The following is a 22,000-nucleotide window of genomic DNA, read 5'->3' as shown; positions in this document are numbered from 1 at the left end:
AATATGAAATTAATACGATTTGGAGCAGTAGGTAATGAAAAACCTGGAGTTCAATTAGAAAACGGAACAAAAATAGATGTATCTGCTTTTGGTACAGATTATAATGAAGAATTTTTTGGTAATAAAGGTATTAAAAAATTAGAAAAATGGTTAGCATCAAATCAAGATTCTTGTCCTGAAATTGATGCAAATACTAGATTAGGAGCACCATTAACACGTCCTTCTAAAATTGTTTGTGTTGGATTAAATTATGTAATGCATGCTAAAGAAGCTGGTATGGAGGTACCTAATGAACCTGTATTATTTTTTAAATCAACAACAGCTTTGGTAGGGCCTAATGACGATGTAATTATTCCAAAAAACAGTACAAAATCTGACTGGGAAGTTGAATTGGCTATCGTAATTGGTAAAAAAGCTTCTTATGTTGAAGAAGCTGATGCGTATGATCATATTGCAGGGTATGTGTTGCACAATGATGTAAGTGAACGTGCTTTTCAAATAGAAAAATCTGGGCAATGGTGTAAAGGAAAAGGGTGTGATACATTTGCTCCTATAGGGCCTTTTATCGCTACAAAAGATGAAATTAAAGATCCAAATAATTTAAATTTATGGTTAAAATTAAATGGTGAAGTAATGCAAAACAGCACGACGTCAGATTTTATTTTTAATGTTGAACATGTGGTTAGTCATATCAGCCAATTTATGACATTATTACCAGGTGATATTATTTCTACAGGAACTCCTTTTGGCGTAGGATTGGGTTTAAAACCACCTGTATATCTTAAAGAAGGTGATGTTATGGAATTAGGTATTGAAGGATTGGGCGTTTCAAAACAAGTTTGTAAAGCATACAAATGATTATAGACAGTCATCAACACTTTTGGAAGTACAACCCTGTAAGAGATGCATGGATAGATGAGTCGATGGAAGTTATCCGTAGAGATTTTCTCCCCAAAGATTTAAAACCCATCTTAAACAACAATGGTGTTGATGGCTGTATAGCCATACAAGCAGACCAATCGGAACACGAAACCGATTTTTTATTAAACTGTGCCAAAGAAAATCCTTTTATAAAAGGCGTTGTAGGCTGGGTAGATTTAAGAGCCGATAATGTTGAAGAACGTTTAGCATATTATTCGCAAAACAAACAATTAAAAGGCATTCGGCATATTGTTCAAGCTGAAAACAATGATTTTGTATTACAAGCAGATTTTCAAAACGGCATCAGTAAATTAGAACAATTTGGCTTAACCTATGACCTTTTGGTATTCCCCCCACAACTAGAAGCTTCAATAGAATTGGTTAAGGCATTTCCAAATCAAAAATTTGTATTAGATCATATAGCCAAACCCTATATAAAAGACCAAAAAATAGAACATTGGAAAACTGAGATAACAGCATTAGCAAAAGCACCAAATGTGTTTTGCAAGCTCTCCGGAATGGTAACCGAGGCCGACATAAAGCATTGGCAACCTTCAGATTTTAAACCCTATTTAGACGTTGTTTTTAAAGCCTTTGGGACGGACCGTGTTATGTATGGATCTGATTGGCCAGTATGCCTTTTGGGCGCATCATATAGCCAAGTATTAAAAATTGTAACTGATTATATTTCAGAATTTTCAGATACCGAAAAAGCAAAAATATTGGGAGGTAATGCTTTAAATTTTTATAATTTTTAATATGAATAACATAACCAAAATTATAACATTAGTAGTCGTTATTCTTTGTTGTTCTTGCAAAACAAACATTAAAAAAGAAGTACTTCCATCTAAAAAACAAACAGTTGATTATTCAAAAGAATCCAATTCCGATTATAATACCCGAATGGAATGGTGGCGTAATGCTAGGTTTGGTATATTTATACATTGGGGCGTTTATAGCGTTCCAGCAGGATTTCATAACGAAAAAGAAGTTAAAGGTGTTAGCGAGTGGATTCAAAAAAGAGGCAAAATCCCTGTTTCTGAGTATGAAAAATACGCAAAACAGTTTAATCCCGAAGCATTTAATGCCGATGCTTGGGCTAAACTAATGAAAGATGCAGGAATGAAATATGTGGTAATTACCTCAAAACACCACGACGGATTTGCGATGTGGGATTCTAAAGTTTCAAATTATGATATTGCAGATTTTTCACCCTATAAAAAAGACATCTTAAAACAACTATCTACCGCTTGTAAAAAGGAAGGCATTAAATTTGGGCTTTATTATTCAATATTAGATTGGCATCACCCAAAAGCAAGATATGAAAGTTATTTAAAAAATAGAAAAGAGGACAAAACACCCTATAAAGAAAACTTCAAAATATATTTTGAAGATTATATGAAACCACAACTAAAGGAAATAATTACCAATTATGATCCCGAAATCTTATGGTTTGATGGTGAATGGATTAAAGAATTTACCCATGAGCAAGGCAAAGAGCTCTACCAATATGTTCGTAGTTTAAAACCAAACATTATTGTTAATAACCGTGTGGACAAAGGACGAAATGGTATGAGAGGTATGAGCAAAACTGATAACGATTATGCTGGCGATTTTGGAACACCAGAACAAGAAATTTTAGAAAAGGCATCAGCTTTAGATTGGGAATCCTGTATGACCATGAACAAATCGTGGGGATTTAAAAAAAGTGACCATAACTGGAAATCATCAAAACATCTCATTCATAATTTAATAGATATCGTAGCCAAAGGCGGTAACTATTTATTAAACGTAGGGCCAAAAGAAACAGGTGTAATCCCCCAACCTAGTATAGAACGTTTACAAGAAATGGGCGCATGGTTAAAAATAAATGATGAAGCTATTTATGGCACAGAACGTTTACAAAACAACTATAAACAAGGCGATAACATTAGATTAACTAAGAAAAAAAACAAGGATATTCTTTATGCTATAATATTAAAAAAACCAACAACGACAATAGTTTTAAAAAACATAAAACCCAACACAGAAAGTTCATTATATTTACTAGGTCATTCTCAGTCATTAACTTGGAATTACACGGAAGAAAAAGGTCTGGAAATACATATTCCAAATGATTTATTAAACCGATGGTCCGAAACCATTTACGCATGGACATTTCGTATTAATGGAAAAGAACTATAAATAAAAGAAGACCACTACAAACTCAATTATGGATTTAAAATTAAAAAATAAAGTCATTATCGTAACGGGAGGTTCTAAAGGTATAGGACTAGGAATAACAGAATCTCTAATAGAAGAAGGTGCAATTCCTGTTATAATAAGTAGAAATAAGCCAAGTGCAGAAGCGGTGGTAAAAGAGTTATCCACTAAAGGTCATAAGCTAGGTTATGCCATAGCAGAGTTAACACAGCCCGAGCAATGCGAAAATGCCGTAAAACAAATCATAAAAAAATATGGTCGAATAGACGGTGTTGTTAACAACGCAGGCGTAAATGATGGAGTAAGCTTAGAAAAAGGTAATTACGAAGACTTTATGGAATCCTTAAAACGTAATCTGGTACACTATTACCTTATGGTGCACCACGCATTGCCAGAGCTAAAGAAAACCAAAGGCGCAGTAGTAAATATTGGTTCAAAAACTTCGGTAACGGGACAAGGTGGCACTTCTGGCTATGCGGCCGCAAACGGCGGGCGTAATGCACTAACTAGAGAATGGGCTCTAGAACTATTACCTTATGGCATACGTGTTAATGCTGTAATAGTAGCGGAATGCTACACACCGCTTTACGAAAATTGGATTAAAACATTCGATAATCCAGAAGAGCGCTTAAAAGAAATAACAAATAATATCCCACTAGAAAATAGAATGACAACTGCTAAAGAAATAGCAGATACCACAGTATTTTTACTATCAGAAAAATCTGGTCATACCACTGGTCAACTTGTTTTTGTAGATGGTGGCTATACACACTTAGATAGAGCATTGTAAGAGAGACTCTTTATCATAACAACCTTAAAAACAACAACATGAATAATAAATCGGCTGTAGTTCCAAAAAAAATACTGATTCCCTTTATATTAGTAACCTCTCTATTTGCACTTTGGGGTTTTGCCAATGCCGTAACTGACCCTATGGTGCAAGCTTTCAAAAAGGTATTAGAGCTTTCCAACTCCCAAGCAGCATGGGTTCAAATGGCTTTTTACGGAGGTTACTTTTGTATGGCATTGCCTGCAGCTATGTTTATGCGTAACTACTCTTACAAAGTAGGGATTTTAATAGGCTTAACACTTTATGCAACAGGAGCTTTGTTATTTTATCCTGCCGCACAATCAGAGAGTTTTATGTTTTTCTGTATTGGCTTGTATATTTTAACCTTTGGTTTAGCATTTTTAGAGACCGCTGCCAACCCATACATATTAGCCATGGGTGCTAAAGAAACAGCGACCCAACGTTTAAATTTAGCACAAGCATTTAATCCTGTTGGACTAATTGCCGGTTTGTTTGTAGCACAACAATTTGTTTTAGAAAATCTACAATCCGATGATATTGAAAACTTTAGCGCTCTAGATGAAACTTCAAAAATTACCATAAAAACTGCTGACTTGTTAGTCATCCGTAATCCTTATGTGATATTAGGTTTGGTATTAATCGCCATTTTTATATTATTTGTGATTAGCAAAATGCCTCAATCTAAAGATGAAGGCGATATGCCTAGTATTTGTGAAACATTTGCAACTTTAGCTAAAAACAATAAATATGTCTTAGGAGTGATTGCACAAATTTTGTATGTAGGTGCGCAAATCATGTGCTGGACATACATTTATCAATATGCCGAGGCTATAGGCATCAATAGTATTACGGCTAGCTCTTACCAGATGGTGGCTTTCGTGTTATTTATTGTAGGCAGAGCTGTAGGAACATATATGCTACGTTTTATGAGCTCTGGAAAACTACTTATGTTATTTTCAATATTAGCATTTATTTGTACCGCATGTACTATTTTTATCCAAGGTACTATTGGTTTATACAGTCTAGTCGCTATTTCCTTTTTTATGTCACTTATGTTCCCTACCATTTACGGCATAGCATTAGGCGATTTAACCGAAGAACAATCCAAAATAGGTTCTGCAGGTTTAGTAATGGCTATTGTTGGTGGTGCTTTAATGCCTAAATTACAAGGTATGATTATAGATGCTGGTGGTAATGGAGTTGCAGACATAAAAATACTTGGGGTTGCGGAAGTTAATTTTTCATTTATCTTACCACTTATTTGTTTTGTTTTTATTGGTTGGTATGGCTTATGTGTTTATAAAAGATATGAAGTAAAAAACAATGTTTTATAAAGAAATTTCTTAAATAAAAAAATGAGCAAAATTTCTTTAAAACGTCATTGCTTAACGCTAGATTTAAAAGAAGATAAAAATGTAATTAAAGCCTATAAAAAACAACATGAAAAAGTTTGGCCAGAAATAGAAGAAAGCCTTAAAGCTTCTGGAATTAAATCTACCGAAATTTATTTAACAGGAAATCGGCTGTTTATGATTTTACAAGTAGATACTAGTTTTTCATTTGAAAAGAAAGCCATATTAGATGCAAATAACCCAAAAGTACAAGAATGGGAAACATTAATGTGGAATTATCAAAAGGCTTTACCATTTGCCAAACCAAAAGAAAAATGGGTATTGATTGATAAGATATATCAATTAAAATAAAAAAGAACATGTTATTAAAAAACCTAATCCTTGTCTTGTTTGTTGTTTTTTCAGCAAGTTGCCAAAAAAAACAAACAAAAACTCCTAATATCATCTTAATAGTAACTGATGACCAAGGTTATGGTGATATATCTGCATATGGTAGTCCAGATGTTGCTACACCAAACATCGATAAATTAAAAAGTGAATCCATTAATTTAGAAGATTTTCAAGTAAGCCCAACCTGTGCTCCAACAAGAGCAGCAATGATGTCTGGAAAACACCCCTTTAAAACTGGTGTAACGCATACTGTTTTAGAACGAGAGCGTATGGCTTTAGGGATTACTACGTTGCCTGAGGTTTTAAAAAAGGGAGGTTATATAACTGGTTTATTTGGAAAATGGCATTTGGGAGATGAAAAAGAATACCAACCTATTAATAGAGGTTTTGACGAAGTTTTTATGCACGGAGCAGGAGGAATTGGACAAACATTTGTAGGATCTTGTGCCGATGTTCCAGATAACAAATATATTGACCCAATAATCAACCACAATGGTAAATTTGTACAAACCAAAGGATTTTGCACCGATATTTTTTTCACACAAACGCTGTCTTGGGTAAAAGAGAATGCAACAAAAAAGAAACCCTTTTTTGCATACTTAGCAACCAATGCACCTCATGGTCCTTTTATTGCACCTGATTCCTATAAAGAAAAATTCAAGAAAAAAAAATATCCAAAAAGTGCCCAAGGTTTTTATGGTATGATTGAAAATATTGATGACAATATGGGCATATTATTGAAAAAACTCAATGATTGGGGTATTGCCGATAACACCGTTCTAATTTTTATGTCAGATAATGGTAAAACAACAGGAGGAGCAAATAAAGTACATGGTAAAACATACAATGCAGGCTTAAAAGGTTTTAAAGGAAGCGTTAATGAAGGAGGTACCAAAGTGCCATTTTTCATCAGATGGCCAAAGCATTTTACAGCAGGACAAAAGATTGATGTTTTATTAAACCATTATGATATACTACCAACTCTTGCCGAAATTGCTGGTGTTGATATTTCGAATTTAAAAGATTTAGACGGACGAAGTTTTTTAGCTCATTTAAAAAGTAAAAAAACAAATACAGAAGATAGATATCGGTTTTTTCATACTGGTAGATGGCCCATAGATGCTACCAATATTCCTAACGAATTATTGCGAAAAAAATGGATTGGAACTCCTGAAACTTCGAAACCAGAGAATTCAAAATACAAAAAATGTGCTGTTCGAAATCAACGCTTTCGCTTGGTTAATAATGTAGAATTATATGATATTATAAATGACCCTGGAGAAACCAAAAATATCATATCAGAACATCCTGATGTTGTTGCTAAAATGAGAACAGCTTATGATGAATGGTGGAAAAATGTAAAACCATATATGATTAATGAAAATTTACCTTTAGCCACAGAAAAACCTTATTGGGTAAACTATAACAAACAGAAAGAATCAGGACAAATAAGAGAGTGGATTAAGCCAGATATAGAATAGCTATAATGAGTGGTTTTTTTAATCATAATTCTAAATTATTTCTCAATACAATAATGAATAAGCAGGATGGTATAATCCATTACAAAACTACTTTTATTAGTGAGTTGTGAAAAATAGATATAAGAAACAAAAAAATCAGGATTTAATCCTGATTTTTTTGTTTAAACTTCTGTTCTAAAGAATGTGTTTTATTTCAATTCCTTAACACAAATGTTTTTTATTGTACCATGAAATGCTTCTGTTTCAGGTAATGTAGAGCCTAAAGATTCTAATGGACAAAGCATTTGTAATTTCTCACTCCCAATTAGTTTACCATCTACATACATAGATGTTTTGCCTTTTTCTCCTATAAGCTTAATTTTTACTTTTTTGTTTAAAGGTACTTTATAATCAAAAACGATCACTTGAGGACCATGAGAGGTTATTGGAGAATCATGCGGTGTTTGATTGGCTCTTACTATCGCGAAACCTCTTTTTACAGTTGCCTTTTTTTGTCTTCTTTTTTTCTTGTATTTATGTTCTAAATCGCTATAAACAGAGGCTAAAGATGAGGTTAACAACAACTCTTTTCCAGTGCTTTCTTTGGTTCTCAACAAAGTAAGCTTTAAACTCCAAGGGTATTCTATATTACTTTTTGTAACATTAATAGGAAGATCCTTGGTTTTTGTTAAGTCTATATTTTTGTTCTTATAAACAATTGTTTCTTTTTCCTTATAATCTCTATTTAATACCTGTGTATCAGGAACTTTAATTAATAATGGAATATTCTTACTAAATTCATCATAAGTACTGTATGCTTTTGTACCCCACATTTTTTCAGAAAATGTTAGTATAGAAGGAACACTTATACGCGCTATTTCAGATATTGAATACCCTGTTGGTCCATAATCATTCCAAATATGCATTTTACTACCCAACAAACCAGGGCTACCTTTAGTTAAATTTTGACCTTCTTTTCTTCCAAAAATTTCAGGAGTCCATTTTTCATAAATGAACTTATTGTTTACACCGTAATATTTTGCACCAGGAACTACATAAGTGAAATAGTGAGACGAATTTATAAATTGATATCCTCTGTCTGATTTATTTTTAGCATCACTGGTTTCCCACATATCAATAATGATATCTTTATCAATTTTAGTATCTCCAGGCATGTTTTCAAATCCAGACCAAATTCTGGTTACTTTTCCGTTTTTTTTTACCACTTTATTAAAGTGATTGATATACTTTCTAAAAGTATTACCAATATCTTCTTTGATAGAATCGTTTTTAATTCTGCTTAATCGATATTCATCTGTTCCTAGATGGAGATCTGGCGCATCAAAATGAGGAATTACTTCTGCTAAGATTCCTTCCATAAATGGATAGGTATCTTTGTTTTTAATATCTAAATAGTTTTCGCTTAACCAATCTGCTCTTAAATCTGGTCGGATTTTTGTGAATGCTAAAGAGTGTCCAGGTGAATCTATTTCTGGTGTGATAGTGATGCCATACGAATGTGCAAAACCTTGCAAATCACGAATTTCTTCCCACGAATAATGACCGTCTTTAGCGGTTAATTCTGGATGCAATTTGCTTTCTAAACGATAGGCGCTATACCCTCCCCAACCATTATCACTAAGGTGCAAATGCAATTCATTCATTTTTACCCAAGCCATAATTTTTATAAAATCTTTGATTTGTTGAACCGTAAAAAACTTACGCCCTACATCAATCATTAGCATTCTTTTACCATATTCAGGATAATCTACAATTTCACCCTTTGGCAAGCTTTTTTGATGAGCTTCTTGTACTAATAATTGCAACAAGGTTCTTGATGCATATACTAACGAATTGAATGATGTATAAGTTACTTTTGTAGTTTGACCAATGTTTATTTTATAAGTGTCTTGCTTTTCTCCAGACTGTAATGCAACTTTTTCAAAAGCTATTTCTAACGTATTTCTCTTTTTTTTATCTACATACTTTACACCTATTGATTTTAGTTCACTTTTAAAGCGCTCTAAAAAGTTTTTTTGTTTGGCATTAATTTCAGAAGACCAATTTACAGTTACATTATTAAAATCAATATTTTGACTTGCGTAAGTCCAATTCTGCACTGCCGGAATGGTTTTAATTTGTTTTTGAGAAAAGCTAGATATTGTATAGAATATAAAGCTAAAGATTGCTAATTTTTTAAACATTTGTAGGTCTTTTAAAATAATTATTAGTAAGTTTTTCCTAAATCGTTTGTTCTTACTTCTTTAAGTTTTGTTTTAAGTTTTTCTTGGAAACTCTTTACAACCTCTACATATTCAGGTTTTTCAGCAAGGTTGGTATATTGTTTTGGATCTTTTTCCATATCAAACAACTCTATTCCTTTTGATGCGTCTTCCATATACTGTATAAAAGCCCATTTATCATCTCTTAATAAGAATGATTTTCCTCCATGAGTTACAGAAAATGCCATGTCTCTAACCTTTTCATTTGGATTGTCTAGTAAATTAGCTATACTTTTTCCTTGGATGTGTTCAGAAGTTTTTAATCCTGCTAATTCTGCTATTGTTGGATACAAATCGAGCAATTCTACAAAAGAATTACAAACAGCAGGTTTTTTTCCAGGTACTTTAATAATCATAGGCACACGTACAGATTCTTCGTGCAAACTAACTTTCATCCAAAAATCGTGTTCGCCTAAATGAAAACCGTGGTCAGATGTAAAAACAACGATAGTGTTATCTTCTAACCCTTCTTCTTTAAGTGTTTTTAATACTTTACCCACTTGGGCATCCATAAACGATACCGAAGCATAATATGCCGCTACCGCTTTTTTTTGTTGTTCAATAGACATTTTAGCATTTTTACTTGTCACATAGTTTATTCCTCTTTTAGGAATATCATCCCAATCGTCTTCTACTTTTTTTGGTAATTCAACCACATCATAAGGATATGGTCCAAAATAAGACTTAGGTGCTACAAAAGGAACATGAGGTCTTACCATACCTACAGCCAAGAAAAAAGGTTCGTCTTTATGTTTTCTAATCAATTCTGAAGCTTTTCGAGCTGTTTTCCCATCGGAATGAACCAAATCGTCGCCATCTGCTTTTACAATAGTCATTACATTTCCTCCTCTACGTTCTATTTTCCCATCAGGGTTTCTTTGAACCAATTCGGCTTCACCTTTTGTTCTCCATTCATCACCTTTACTATTAAAACGCTCTGTCCATGAAGCTTCATCATCTGCACCATTAGAACCTCTTTCAATATCTTTTGGAACCCCCATATGATAAATTTTACTTACACGAGCCGTATAATAACCATTGTCTTTAAATAATTGTGACCACGTTTTTCTCTCTGGTCCAATGTTTTTTCTTCCACTTACATAACCATAAGTTTTCGTTGCATTTGGGTAATAACCAGACATAAATGATGCTCTTGACGGGCCACAAACAGGGTACTGTGTATAGCTTTTTGTAAACTGAACACCTTCTGATGCTAGCTTGTCTATATTTGGCGTGCTACAAGCCTTGTTTTCATAAGCTGAAATGGCTGTTGCTGTTAAATCATCCGAAATAATAAACAAAACATTAGGCTTTTTTATTTTTTTTGAAGCTCCTGTATCAGTTACTTTTTGCGAACAAGAAGTACTGAAAAAGGTTATGATTACTAATAGAATTAAATTTCTCATTTTTTATCTTTTATTTAATTTTAATTGGTTTAAATTTCTATAGCTTATGGTATCTAGTTTGTTACTTGTTTTAAGCACCTAATTTGGCAAATAAAAACCAAACATAAATCAGTAAAGATTTTTTAAGTAGGCTAGAACTAGTAATAAATTATATACGGTATTTCAAACTTAATTTACTGACATACTATTTCACTATTTCTTAATCCAATATTTAATAGATGTTTTATAATCTGTATAATGGATATACTTTTGATTTTCCATCCATAGTACTACTTCAGAAGATGTCTTGTTTAGTCCTCGAGGCACGTATGGTCTTACATTATCCAATTTGGAATTTTTAGTTATTGCATCTTTCTTCCAAGTCTCACCATCGTTTTTGGTTTCCCAGCGCTCAATTTCAAAAACACCATTTATTTGTCGAGAAAGAAAAACAACATTAACATTATCTGGATCAAACGTTAAACCTCCAAAATAATGAGGCTCCTTTTCAATTTCTCCTACTTGTGTTTGAGGAAACCATTTTCCTGAGTTACACATTTTTTTACTTATCCAGCCTTGTTTAGTAAACCGTGCGTACCAATATTCATGATTCTGTTCTGTAGGACTTTTTGTATACAATATTACAGGTTTTCCATTCTCATCTTGTGCTATATCTGCTATCCAAGCTCTCCCATCTTTTTCATTTGAAGTATAAACTATCGACGCATCTTTTGACTCAAACGGTATGTTTTCTAGGGTACAAATTTGTTGTCCGTTTGCTTTGTAAAATGCCCCATCTTCATAATAGGCATAATATACTGAGTTTGTTGGTTCATTTCTTGGGTGCCCATCTGTAAATATAACGTGAATCTTAGATTCTCCATCTGAGTAGTATTTTGCGTAAGGTCTGTTGCCAAAATCGAAAGGGTAATTTGTAATAAAAACTTTACTTTTTGACCAGTTGGTACCTCCATCATCAGACCACATCATATTTGGCTTATATCCTGTCCATCGACCAAAGGCATAGATTCTATTGTTTTCCTTCTTTAAACTATAAGGATTTGCATAGGTTACATGTTCTCTTGGAAATTTTGCAAGTTCTTTCTTAGATAAGGGGTGAATCAATTGAACACCAGTATATTCACTATTGTTTTTGTAATCTTTTAATCTATTTATATATAAGTCTTTCTTACTATGTCTTGTATACATAGCAATAATATCTCCTGAGTTTGTTAATGTAAAAGCAGGATTATCATGGTCGTCTTTTTCGAGTTTAAAAAACAAATCATCAGATTTTACTTTTCCTGATTTTGTATTGAAACGCATAGCTTCAATGGTTCCGTTAGATTTAACCCAACCAGCATATATTGTGTTGTCTACCGCAATTGCACGAGGGTCGGAAAACCAACACCAAGCTCCATCTCTGGTTAGGTAACCTGTTTTTGATTGTCCAATTAATTGATGACTAATTGATAGTGAAATAATAATTAAAAAAATGTGTTTCATATTTCAATTTGTTTTTATTTTTGCCAATTTTCAAATATCGATGGGAACATCGTTGGTTAATTTTTTTCCTGGTGTACTTCTTCCGTCAGCAACATATTTTTCTAATAAAATTTTTAATTCCTTTACAACTTCTGGGTATTCACCTTGTAGGTTTTTAGACTCATTAGGGTAAGATTCCATGTCATAAAGTTGTATTTTTGGCAGTCTCTTTTTAGTCGCTGTTTTATTGTTGTCTTTGGACCATCCTCCTGAACCTGAACAAAAAATTAATTTCCATTTGCCTTTTCTAATTGCAAAATTACCAAAAATAGAATGATGCACTATAGCTTCACGATTGTTTGGTATGATGTTGCCTTGCAATGCTGGGTAAAAACTTTGTGCATCTACTAATTTATTTTTAGACAATGGTGTTTTTAATATGTCGGCACAAGTAGGTAGCAAATCGGTTAAACAAATAAGCTGATTATTTGTTGAGCCTGCTTCAACACCTCCTTTTGGCCAACGTACAATAAATGGAATTCTATGACCACCATCCCAAATATCGGTTTTTCTACCTCTAAATCCAGCTGAAGAGTAATGTCCATAACTTTCTAATTCTGGAATGTTTGCTTTTTTTGAAGTAACATTGTCACTTGTAAATACAACCAAGGTATTATCCGCTAAATTATTTTTATCTAGGGATTTCAAAATTTGCCCTACTGTCCAATCGGTTTGCATCACAAAATCGCCATACGCGTTAATACCGCTTTTACCTTGCCATTCTTTTGTAGGCACAATAGGTGTATGAGGTGCTGTTAGTGCAACATATAGGAAAAATGGTTTTCCTTTTTTTGATGCTTCAGCATTTTCGTTAATATAATCAATAGCTTTAGCTGTTAAAAGCAGAAGTAATTGGGTAGTGCTCTCTAATTCTATTTTTACTTTGTTATTTTCAACAATAGTTTTCATAGACCCTGCATGGTGTGGGCCATTGTCTTTTAAAAAAGACGCTACTGTTAACCTATTTTTATCAATTAACGGTGGTTCAGATTTTTTTGCTCGTAACACCCCTTTTTGCAAATAGGTTCGCCATGCATACCTACCTTTTAAAATACCATAACGTGTGGGTGTACATACAGAAGAGCTAGAATGCGCATCTGTAAATTTTAGGCCTTGACTTATCAAACTATCTACATTTGGGGTTGGTATTTTACTTGTATTACCCCCCAAAGCTTGTATATCGCCATAGCCCATAACATCACATAATATATAGACAATATTAGGTTTTAAACTAAGCCTGCTGTCTTTTTGTTCTGAAAGGTTTTTGTATGTACTTTCAGTTCTTACAGCAGATTTACAACTCGTTAAATTAAAATAAACTACTGTTAATATTAAAACTAATAATTTATTCATCTATTTTTTCAGTCCATTCTATTTTAATAGGGATCTGCACATTAAAGGTATTCTCTTTGTTTCTATTACCCTTTTTACCTGCAGCACAAAATAGCACACTAGGATTACCATCTTTGTCAAACCAAACTTGTGGTCTTTCTAAGCTTCTTAATGGTAAAACTGTGTTATCTTCCCAAGTAATTTCTGTTTTAGAAATTAGAAGGTTTTTAGAAGGTCCCCAATCTATTCCGTTAGCAGATTCAAAAAGTGCCAGAGACTTTACTCCTGTGTATTTGCCATGCATATCTTTTACAATAGCGTAATATGTATCGTTTTGCATCCATACAAATGGGTCTTCTGCAGTATGCTCTGTTAATAGTGTTTGCTCGGCAATGGTAAAAGGTCCTGTTGGTGTTGGTGCTGTAGCCAAACAATGTATTGGGTCGAATCTATTTGATTTTTCCGAATCTTTTTTACGAGCCTTAAACATCATAAGGTAGGTACCATCTGGACGTTCGCAAACACTTGGATTAACCATATAACCATAAGCAGGTTTCCCTTCTTGGTAATCTATTAATGGTGTTTCGCTAACCTCCCACGGGCCATTAGGACTATCTGAAACAGCTACTCCTATGCGTTGACCATAAATATGGTTCATCCAATCGCTTAGATCTTTATCACTAGTCGTATGAGAAATAAAATATAAATAATATTTATCTCCAAATTTTTTGATATGTGGGTTGTGAGCCGCTTCCTCATTCCAATTACCTTCTCCTACACCAGTTAAAGCAACACTTTTAAATGTATAAGGCCCTGTTGGCGAATTAGATACAGCATGAGCAACTTCAGACTGTTTTAACCAACCTCTAAATTTAGATTCTTTTGGCCATCTGCTGTAAAATAAATTATACACATCATCTTCAGACTGTACCATAGAGCCTCCCCAAACATAATAGTCTTCATGCCCTAAAACGGAATGTTTTGCTACCGGTTGTAGCTTTATTTTTAAGTCTTTGTTCTCTATTTTTGGTTTGTTCGCACATCCTTGTTGTATTAATACAATAAGGGCTAAAATTATTATTTTTTTCATTATCTTAAATTTTATCTGTTGGTATGGCTATTTGTTTTTAATTAGTGCTTTTTTTTTCTTTTTTTTAGAACGCTCCATAAATACTTTGTCCAATTCATCTGAATCACCGTACTTTTTTCTAATATCAACTAGTTGTTGATGCATGTTTTCTTTTACTTCTGCATAAGCAGGATCATTATAAACATTATTCATTTCTGAAGGGTCTTTTTCTAAATCGTATAATTCCCAAGTATCTATATCGTGATAAAAATGAATCAATTTATACTTATCTGTTCTTACTCCATAATGGCGTTTTACATGATGCTCTCCTGGAAACTCATAATACGTATAATAAATTGCATCTCGCCACTCACTAACTTCGCCATTCACCAATTTACGAAACGATTCTCCTTGAATTTCTTTCGGAATTTCGACTCCAGCATAATCTAAAAATGTTGGGGCAAAATCTAAGTTTTGAATCATTTTATTAACGACAGTTCCAGGCTTTATTTCTTTTGGGTATTTGACTAATATTGGTGTACGGAAAGACTCTTCATACATAAAACGTTTGTCAAACCAACCATGTTCTCCTAAATAAAATCCTTGGTCTGAAGTATAAACTACGATGGTGTTTTCATCTAAATTATTTTCTTCTAAATAGTCTAATAGTTGACCAACACCGTCATCTACAGATTGGATTGTTCTTAAATAATCTTTCATATAGCGTTGGTACTTCCATAATGCCAACTCTTTTCCTTCTAACTTATCTTCTTTAAACTTTTTGATAATTGGATCGTAATAGGCATCCCAAGCTGCTTTTTGCTTGTCGTCCATACGGTTATATCGTCTTTGGAAGTATTTTCTATATTTTGATTTAATATCACCTTCTTTGTCTAACATTTTTAAGTCATATACAATATCCATGTCTTTGTAGATACCCATTTCATGTTTTGAAGCTGCAACTCTTCCTTCATAATCATCAAAGAAATTTGCTGGTGGTGTAAATTCTTTATCATCAAATAATGTAAGATATTTTTCTTCTGGCATCCAAGTTCTATGTGGTGCTTTTTGGTGGTAAAGTAATAAGAAAGGCTTGTCTTTTTCTCTTTTATTGTTTAACCAATCTAAGGCAATATCTGTTGTAACTGAAGTTACATATCCTTTCATCGTTTTCTTAACACCATTTTCAATAAATCTAGGATTATAATAATCACCTTGTCCAGGTAATACATTTGAATAATGAAAGCCTTGTGGCAAACCATGCAAATGGATTTTACCTACTAGAGCTGTTTGATAACCTACACCTTGCAAGGACTTTGCAAAATTATCTTGATCCCAGTTATAGGGCTTAATATTGTCTACCTTACCATTTACATGACTGTGTTTACCTGTAAGCATTACAGCTCTACTTGGCGCACATATAGAGTTTGATACGAAACCTTTGTTAAACAAAGCCCCTTCGTTTGCTATTCTATCTATATTTGGTGTGTTATTTAATCCATGACCATAAGCACTTATTGCTTGGTAGGCATGGTCATCACTCATAATGAATATAATATTAGGTTGTTTTTTAGCCCCTTTGGTTCCTTTTTGATTTGATTTACAACCGAAAATTACTGCAATTGAAATTGCAAGAATTAAGTAACTATTTTTCATCGTATTAAATTTATTTTGTTCTAATTTTCAAATATTTATAATTATTTTAAACTATGTTTTGCATAATTTAATTTCATAGCATCAAAACGTTTGGATAATGTTTTTAAACGTTTGTTAAAATCGGGATAACTTTTTTGTTCTTTTGCCGACCAAACTACTTCTGACAAAGCGGTCATTCTTGGTAAAATCATGTATTCTACTTTATCTGATGTTGTTATATATTCTGTCCAAACGTTTGCTTGAGCTCCTAAAATGTATTTTTGAAATTCGGGCTCTAAGTTTTTAGGCATTGGCTCGTAATCGTAAACATCTTTTACAGTTGTTTTTCCACCAATAGCTATGGGTTCGTTTGCTCTTTCTTCTTTAGTTACCTGATAATGATCAAAATAACAAGAATGGTTAGGCGTCATTACCACATTATGCTTTTGTTTTGCCGCAGCTATACCTCCTTTGGTGCCCCTCCAAGACATTACAGCTACGTTTGGTGCCAAACCACCTTCTAAAATTTCATCCCAACCAATGATATTTCTACCTTTTGAGTTTAAAAACTTTTCTATCCTCTTTATAAAATAGCTTTGTAACTCATGCTCGTCTTTTAAACCTTCTCTTTTAATTATTTCTTGAGCATATTGGCTTTCTTTCCATTGCTTTTTTGGTGCTTCATCGCCTCCTATATGTATGAGTTTACTTGGAAATAATGCTATTACTTCGGTTAGTACATCTTCTAAAAACTGAAACGTTTCTTCTTTTGGTGCATATATTTCTTTAAATACGCCCCATCTTGTACCAACTTCATATTGCTTACCAGTATTCCCCAAATGTGGATAAGAGGCAATGGCCGCTAAGGAATGTCCAGGCAATTCAATTTCTGGAATGACCGTAATATGTTTGCTAGAAGCGTAGGCAACAATTTCTTTAACCTCTTCTTGTGTATAAAATCCACCATAGGGCTTACCATCAAATTTTCTTTTTCCTTTATTTCTAGCGTGCCCAACTAAAGTTTCTTTTCTAAATGCTCCTACTTCTGTGAGTTTTGGATATTTTTTTATTTCAATTCTCCAACCTTGGTCTTCTGTTAAGTGCCAATGAAAGGTATTCATTTTATGAAAAGCTATAAGGTCTATATACTTTTTTATGAACGCTACGGGGGAAAAGTGGCGACCAACATCTAAATGCATGCCTCTATATTTGAATCGAGGCTCATCATATATAGCAACTGCGGGTACTGATAGATTAGAAACTGTTACTTGTGTTTCTATTTCTGGAGGCAATAATTGTCTTAAAGTTTGGATGCCATAAAACACCCCTCTTGAAGTTTTTGCTCTAATCGTTATTTTTTTAGGATTGATCTCTAAAAAATAGGCTTCATCGTTTTCAATAGCAGTATCTAATTTTAATTCTATAGCATCTTTTTCAAAACTGTTTTTAGAAACTTCTAATTTTATAGGCAAAAGTAATTGCTTTAAAAAGTTTGCCTCATTAGCTAACTCTTCAACTGCAATAATTTTGGTGTTTGCGCCTATTACAAATTTTCCATCTTCTTTAGTTAATTTTAAAGGCTTAGGAATCACTTGATAGTCTTCTTCATTATTTTTAATTTGCTTGTTAAAAACTGAACAAGAAACAAAAAATACTACTGAAAGTATTAAAAGCTTTGATTTCAAAAGTGCTGATTTATTTTTTAGTTATTCTGTAATTTCAAATGTTTTGTTTAATTGAAAATCTTTAGATGAGTTTCCAATTGCGATCTTAAACAACCCTTTTTCAACGACAAATTTCTTCTCTATATTGATAAATTCTAAATCTTTAGGGTTTATTGTGAAAGATATTTTTTTTGATTCTCCAGGTTTTAAATGAACTCTTTTAAAACCTCTCAATTGCCATCTATAAGTACTCAAAGATGTAGCTACATCATTTATATACAATTGTGGTACCACATCACCAGCAATTTCACCTGTATTTTTTACTTCAAAACTCATACTTAACTCTCCAGTTGTAGTTGTTAAGTTATTTTCTAATTTTAAGTTACTGTATTCAAAAGTTGTGTACGATAATCCGTGCCCAAAAGGGTACAATTCCTTTACAACTCTACTTCTACCAGTACCATTTGGACCTTTTCTATTTTGACCCGCTTGTGAATTTGGTTTTGCAGGAAAGTTGAACGGAATTTGACCTACGGTTTGAATCATAGTTACAGGTAAATGTCCTCCTGGGTTGTAATCTCCAAAAAGAACTTCGGCAATTGCTTGTCCACCATATTCTCCAGGAAACCATGCTTGTAACACAGAGTAAGCTAGTCTATCGCTGTAATTTAATGTTAATGGGTGACCACTAATCACTACTACAATCAGGGGTTTTCCTGTTTTAGATAATGCTTTTATTAATTTACGTTGATGACCTGGCAGATTTAAACTTGTTCTACTTCTACTTTCCCCAACCATCTTTTCATTTTCGCCTACAAATAAAATAATAGCATCTGTTTTTTCTGATTTTGCTACTGCATCTGCAATCATTGCATTTTCTTCTTCTGTTGGATCAACAGGAAAAACTTCAGAATCTGGCCAGTTTTTATCTTTTATATGAATGCCTTCTGCAAAAGTAACTTCTACTTTACCTTTAAGATGCTCTAAAATACCTCGATAACCTGAAACAACATCCAAACTGGTTGCCCCATATCTACTTTCAGAACTTTCGGTTTCTTTAGCAGTAGGTCCACAAACCAACACGTTTTTAAGTTTGCTTATATCTAATGGTAATGTATTATTATCATTTTTTAACAATATAATTGACTCTCTTGAAGCTTGTAATGAAAGCGCTTTACTTTCTTCAGTTTTTACTGCTTTGTCTGCTAAGACCTCATCCTTATATGGCTTATCGAAAAGACCTTCCATAAACTTTACATAGAGCACATCTTTTACTCTTTTGTCTATAAGTTCTTCTGATAATCTACCTTCTTTTATCAATTCTCTTAATGGCTTTACAAACCTTTTTGGAGGGTTAAAATTAGTACGCACATTTAAGCCCGCTTTAATCGTCATATAAACGGCTTCTTTATAAGAAGAAGCAACTCGGTGTCTATTATAAAGATAACCAACAGCATCACTATCTGAAACAACATATCCTTTAAAACCATACTCATCTCTTAACAGTTCTGTTAAAAAATGGTAGCTTCCAGATACTGGCTCTCCGTCATAATCATTATAAGAGCTCATAACGCCCAATACATTTGTTTCTTGGATAACACGTTTGAATGGATATAAATACATGGAATGCATATCGCGCCAAGTGACGTGTGGATCAACTCTAACAAAACCGTCTCTACCTCCTTTTGGAACAGAGTATACTGCAAAGTGTTTTAATGTATTTGCAACACCTTGTTCTTGAATACCTTTACTTATTTGCACTCCAAATTCTGAAACTAAAAAAGGATCTTCTCCAAAACTTTCAACAATTCTTCCCCAACGTTGGTCTCTTGCAACATCTAACACAGGAGAATAAATATTGTTATATCCTAAAGCATAAGCTTCTTTACCGATAACTTGCCCTACTTTATATAATAATTCTGGATTCCAAGTAGAGCCCATACCAATTTGTGCAGGAAAAGAAGTAGCTTTAGTATGATTTAATCCACGAATTCCTTCATTTGTAAATTCTACGGGAATACCTAATCGAGTTTCTTCTACAAAAAAAGTTTGAATTTTATTTAGTGCCCAAACATGTTTGCTATATGGAAAAGTGTACTTTGCTTTGGTTCTTTTTAACGGAATTCCGTTAGAAGCTTCATCAATATTGGCTATTCCGTCTTTCCATAATTCAGTTTTCCATTTCTCTCTTGGAAGTTCACTTTTAGCTACACGTCCATAACCGTAAAGTGTTACCAATTGCATGGTTTTTTCATCCAAGTTCATTAATGAAATCAAATTATCGACACGTTTATCAACAGATTGAGATTGATCTTCATAAATGTCCATTTTACCATTTTTATTAAAATCAATCCATTTTTTATAGTATATCTTTTTTGTCTGACAACTAACTGTAAGACTAAAAAACAATAAACTAAATAATGCTAGTAATTTTTTCATTTTATAAGGATATTAGATAAAATATTTTTTTAATTATTTCTATTTAGCTTAATCAATCTTTTAGAAGCTCTTATGTCATAAGCTCTACTTTTTGGATTCTTAGCTAGTATTTCTTTCGCATTCGGATTGCAGATTTTGCAACATTACCGCCAATAACTTCTAAACTATTTAACGCATGAACTCGTACCATTAAATTATCATCTTTTAATGATTCAATCAATACTGGAGCAGCTAATTTAGACTTCCCTAAATTACAAAGGGGTTGATCCGGTTTTCTATTCTTATAGTGCGCTTTTTTTGAAGATTTACTCCAAGCCAAATTTGGTTTTATCGTATTGTAATCTTCCTTAGAGTTATTAGTTGTATAATATCCTGCTTCTTTTAAATACTGTGGGAAAAACTTTATATCCTCGGGTATTCGATATTTGCTACGCATATTTTGAGTACCCATAGATGGTGGATAAACACCAGTAATAATGGCAGATCTTGCAGCAGCACATACTGGTGCATTGGCAAAAGCATTTAAATATAAAACTCCTTCTTTTGCAAACTTATCAAGATTTGGAGTCGTTGCAAATTCATCACCATAACAACCTAACAAAGGGCTATTATCTTCACTAACAATCCATAAAATGTTTGGTTGCTCGATAATGGTTTGTAGTTCTTGTTTTTTACAAGAATACACCAATAATAGTAACAGCAATAATTTATTCATTTCTCCAAATGAGTTATATAAAAATCTATTTTTTTTCGAAGTTAAATTATAAAAAGAAAAGTAATGCAAAAAAAAGTACTTGTCTTAAAAAAAAACTTACATCATAAGGTAAACATAAGCTAAACTATATTGAGTTACTATTACTATTTTACACAATAGCACTATTATTATGTAATTTGAATGTACATTTCAGTTCTAAGTTAAAAATACTATGAATATTAATTATTTTTGTTACACGAAAAAACTTAAATAAAAACTGAAGTTTATTCTATTTAAAATAATCAAATTATATCTAGCTGATTAATTATATATAAAATTCAAATCAAAAAAAAATACATTTTATCTAAACTATAGATTTTTAATTTATTTCTAATTAAATACCTTAAGTTTATATATTATTTAAGAGTATGAAATCAATTTTTTTGTTATTTTTCTTGGTTCTTTTTTTGGGATGTAAGCCAAAAATCAAAACAACATATTCTAATATAAATAAAAGCCATTCAACAATTAGATTTGATGGTGGTCGTAGAGAGGAAGTACTAAGTCTTAAATGGAGTGATATTATCCAAGGCAATAACGGAGTGCTATTTTTTCAATATAGAAACCTAAAAGTTGAACGATTGGGGAATAAGAATACTCCAAAGAAGTACTCCCCTATTAATGAAGATCTGATGATGCTTTTAAAAGAAATGGGATATGATCAAATGAAAGGTAAAAATGTCAAACTCATCGATCCTGAGAATACGTATACAATTAATACCATCATGGAGAAAGTTTCTCGATCATTTAGTCATTTTA

At 32.8% G+C, this 22,000-nt stretch carries 16 protein-coding genes and 1 pseudogene; 8 read left to right on the top strand and 9 right to left on the bottom strand.

Features of this window, described 5'->3' with window-relative positions; all coding sequences use genetic code 11:
* The first annotated feature begins 3 nt into the window (after window positions 1-3).
* The 7 genes from Q0L44_RS04130 to Q0L44_RS04100 are packed head-to-tail and all read left to right on the top strand — an operon-like array spanning window position 4 to window position 7,157.
* Window positions 4-858, top strand: a complete 855-nt coding sequence (locus tag Q0L44_RS04130) for a fumarylacetoacetate hydrolase family protein (protein ID WP_296635665.1) — start codon at window positions 4-6, stop codon at window positions 856-858.
* Entirely contained in the window at window positions 855-1,679 is an 825-nt protein-coding gene (locus tag Q0L44_RS04125; protein WP_296635663.1) for an amidohydrolase family protein, read from the top strand. Before Q0L44_RS04130 ends, Q0L44_RS04125 begins: the two co-directional genes overlap by 4 nt.
* Window position 1,680: 1 nt before the next feature.
* Entirely contained in the window at window positions 1,681-3,105 is a 1,425-nt protein-coding gene (locus Q0L44_RS04120; protein WP_296635659.1) for an alpha-L-fucosidase, read from the top strand.
* Between the two features lie 28 nt (window positions 3,106-3,133).
* Window positions 3,134-3,913 (top strand): SDR family oxidoreductase, encoded by a 780-nt coding sequence (locus Q0L44_RS04115; RefSeq protein WP_296635656.1) that lies wholly within the window; start codon window positions 3,134-3,136, stop codon window positions 3,911-3,913.
* Between the two features lie 38 nt (window positions 3,914-3,951).
* Entirely contained in the window at window positions 3,952-5,268 is a 1,317-nt protein-coding gene (fucP, locus tag Q0L44_RS04110) for an L-fucose:H+ symporter permease (RefSeq protein ID WP_296635654.1), read from the top strand.
* Window positions 5,269-5,289: 21 nt separating this feature from the next.
* Window positions 5,290-5,637, top strand: a complete 348-nt coding sequence (locus tag Q0L44_RS04105) for an L-rhamnose mutarotase (protein WP_296635652.1) — start codon at window positions 5,290-5,292, stop codon at window positions 5,635-5,637.
* An 8-nt stretch (window positions 5,638-5,645) separates the two neighbouring features.
* Window positions 5,646-7,157: an arylsulfatase gene (locus Q0L44_RS04100; protein WP_296635649.1), complete on the top strand. Its 1,512-nt coding sequence runs from the start codon at window positions 5,646-5,648 to the stop codon at window positions 7,155-7,157.
* A gap of 188 nt (window positions 7,158-7,345) precedes the next feature.
* On the opposite strand, the gene Q0L44_RS04095 is transcribed toward Q0L44_RS04100, so the two are convergent.
* The 9 genes from Q0L44_RS04095 to Q0L44_RS04055 form a co-directional block, all read right to left on the bottom strand.
* Window positions 7,346-9,340, bottom strand: a complete 1,995-nt coding sequence (locus tag Q0L44_RS04095) for a glycoside hydrolase family 20 protein (RefSeq protein WP_296635647.1) — start codon at window positions 9,338-9,340, stop codon at window positions 7,346-7,348.
* A gap of 23 nt (window positions 9,341-9,363) precedes the next feature.
* Window positions 9,364-10,824 (bottom strand): sulfatase, encoded by a 1,461-nt coding sequence (locus tag Q0L44_RS04090; RefSeq protein ID WP_296635644.1) that lies wholly within the window; start codon window positions 10,822-10,824, stop codon window positions 9,364-9,366.
* Between the two features lie 192 nt (window positions 10,825-11,016).
* Window positions 11,017-12,309 (bottom strand): BNR-4 repeat-containing protein, encoded by a 1,293-nt coding sequence (locus tag Q0L44_RS04085; protein ID WP_296635641.1) that lies wholly within the window; start codon window positions 12,307-12,309, stop codon window positions 11,017-11,019.
* A gap of 30 nt (window positions 12,310-12,339) precedes the next feature.
* A complete protein-coding gene (locus Q0L44_RS04080; RefSeq protein ID WP_296635638.1) occupies window positions 12,340-13,701 on the bottom strand; it encodes an arylsulfatase in 1,362 nt (453 codons plus the stop codon).
* Window positions 13,694-14,770 (bottom strand): glycoside hydrolase family protein, encoded by a 1,077-nt coding sequence (locus Q0L44_RS04075; RefSeq protein WP_296635635.1) that lies wholly within the window; start codon window positions 14,768-14,770, stop codon window positions 13,694-13,696. Before Q0L44_RS04075 ends, Q0L44_RS04080 begins: the two co-directional genes overlap by 8 nt.
* 27 nt (window positions 14,771-14,797) lie before the next feature.
* A complete protein-coding gene (locus Q0L44_RS04070; protein WP_296635632.1) occupies window positions 14,798-16,405 on the bottom strand; it encodes a sulfatase in 1,608 nt (535 codons plus the stop codon).
* A 41-nt stretch (window positions 16,406-16,446) separates the two neighbouring features.
* Window positions 16,447-18,069: a beta-N-acetylhexosaminidase gene (locus tag Q0L44_RS04065; protein ID WP_296635630.1), complete on the bottom strand. Its 1,623-nt coding sequence runs from the start codon at window positions 18,067-18,069 to the stop codon at window positions 16,447-16,449.
* 21 nt (window positions 18,070-18,090) lie between these two features.
* Window positions 18,091-20,487 carry a glycoside hydrolase family 3 N-terminal domain-containing protein gene (locus tag Q0L44_RS04060; protein WP_296635627.1) on the bottom strand — a complete coding sequence of 799 codons (2,397 nt, stop codon included), beginning with the start codon at window positions 20,485-20,487 and terminating at the stop codon, window positions 18,091-18,093.
* Between the two features lie 103 nt (window positions 20,488-20,590).
* Window positions 20,591-21,202, bottom strand: coding sequence for a sulfatase-like hydrolase/transferase (locus Q0L44_RS04055; protein WP_296635623.1), 612 nt, complete (start codon window positions 21,200-21,202; stop codon window positions 20,591-20,593).
* 407 nt (window positions 21,203-21,609) lie between these two features.
* Between Q0L44_RS04055 and Q0L44_RS04050 the strand changes: the two are divergent.
* Window positions 21,610-22,000 (top strand): annotated as a pseudogene (locus Q0L44_RS04050) (hypothetical protein); the annotation flags it as partial.

It is taken from the genome of Polaribacter sp. (genome assembly GCF_024639685.1).
In the GTDB taxonomy this organism is placed as follows: Bacteria; Bacteroidota; Bacteroidia; order Flavobacteriales; family Flavobacteriaceae; genus Polaribacter.
Note: the sequence above shows the minus strand (reverse complement) of the source record. Positions and strands in the feature narration are given on the sequence as shown.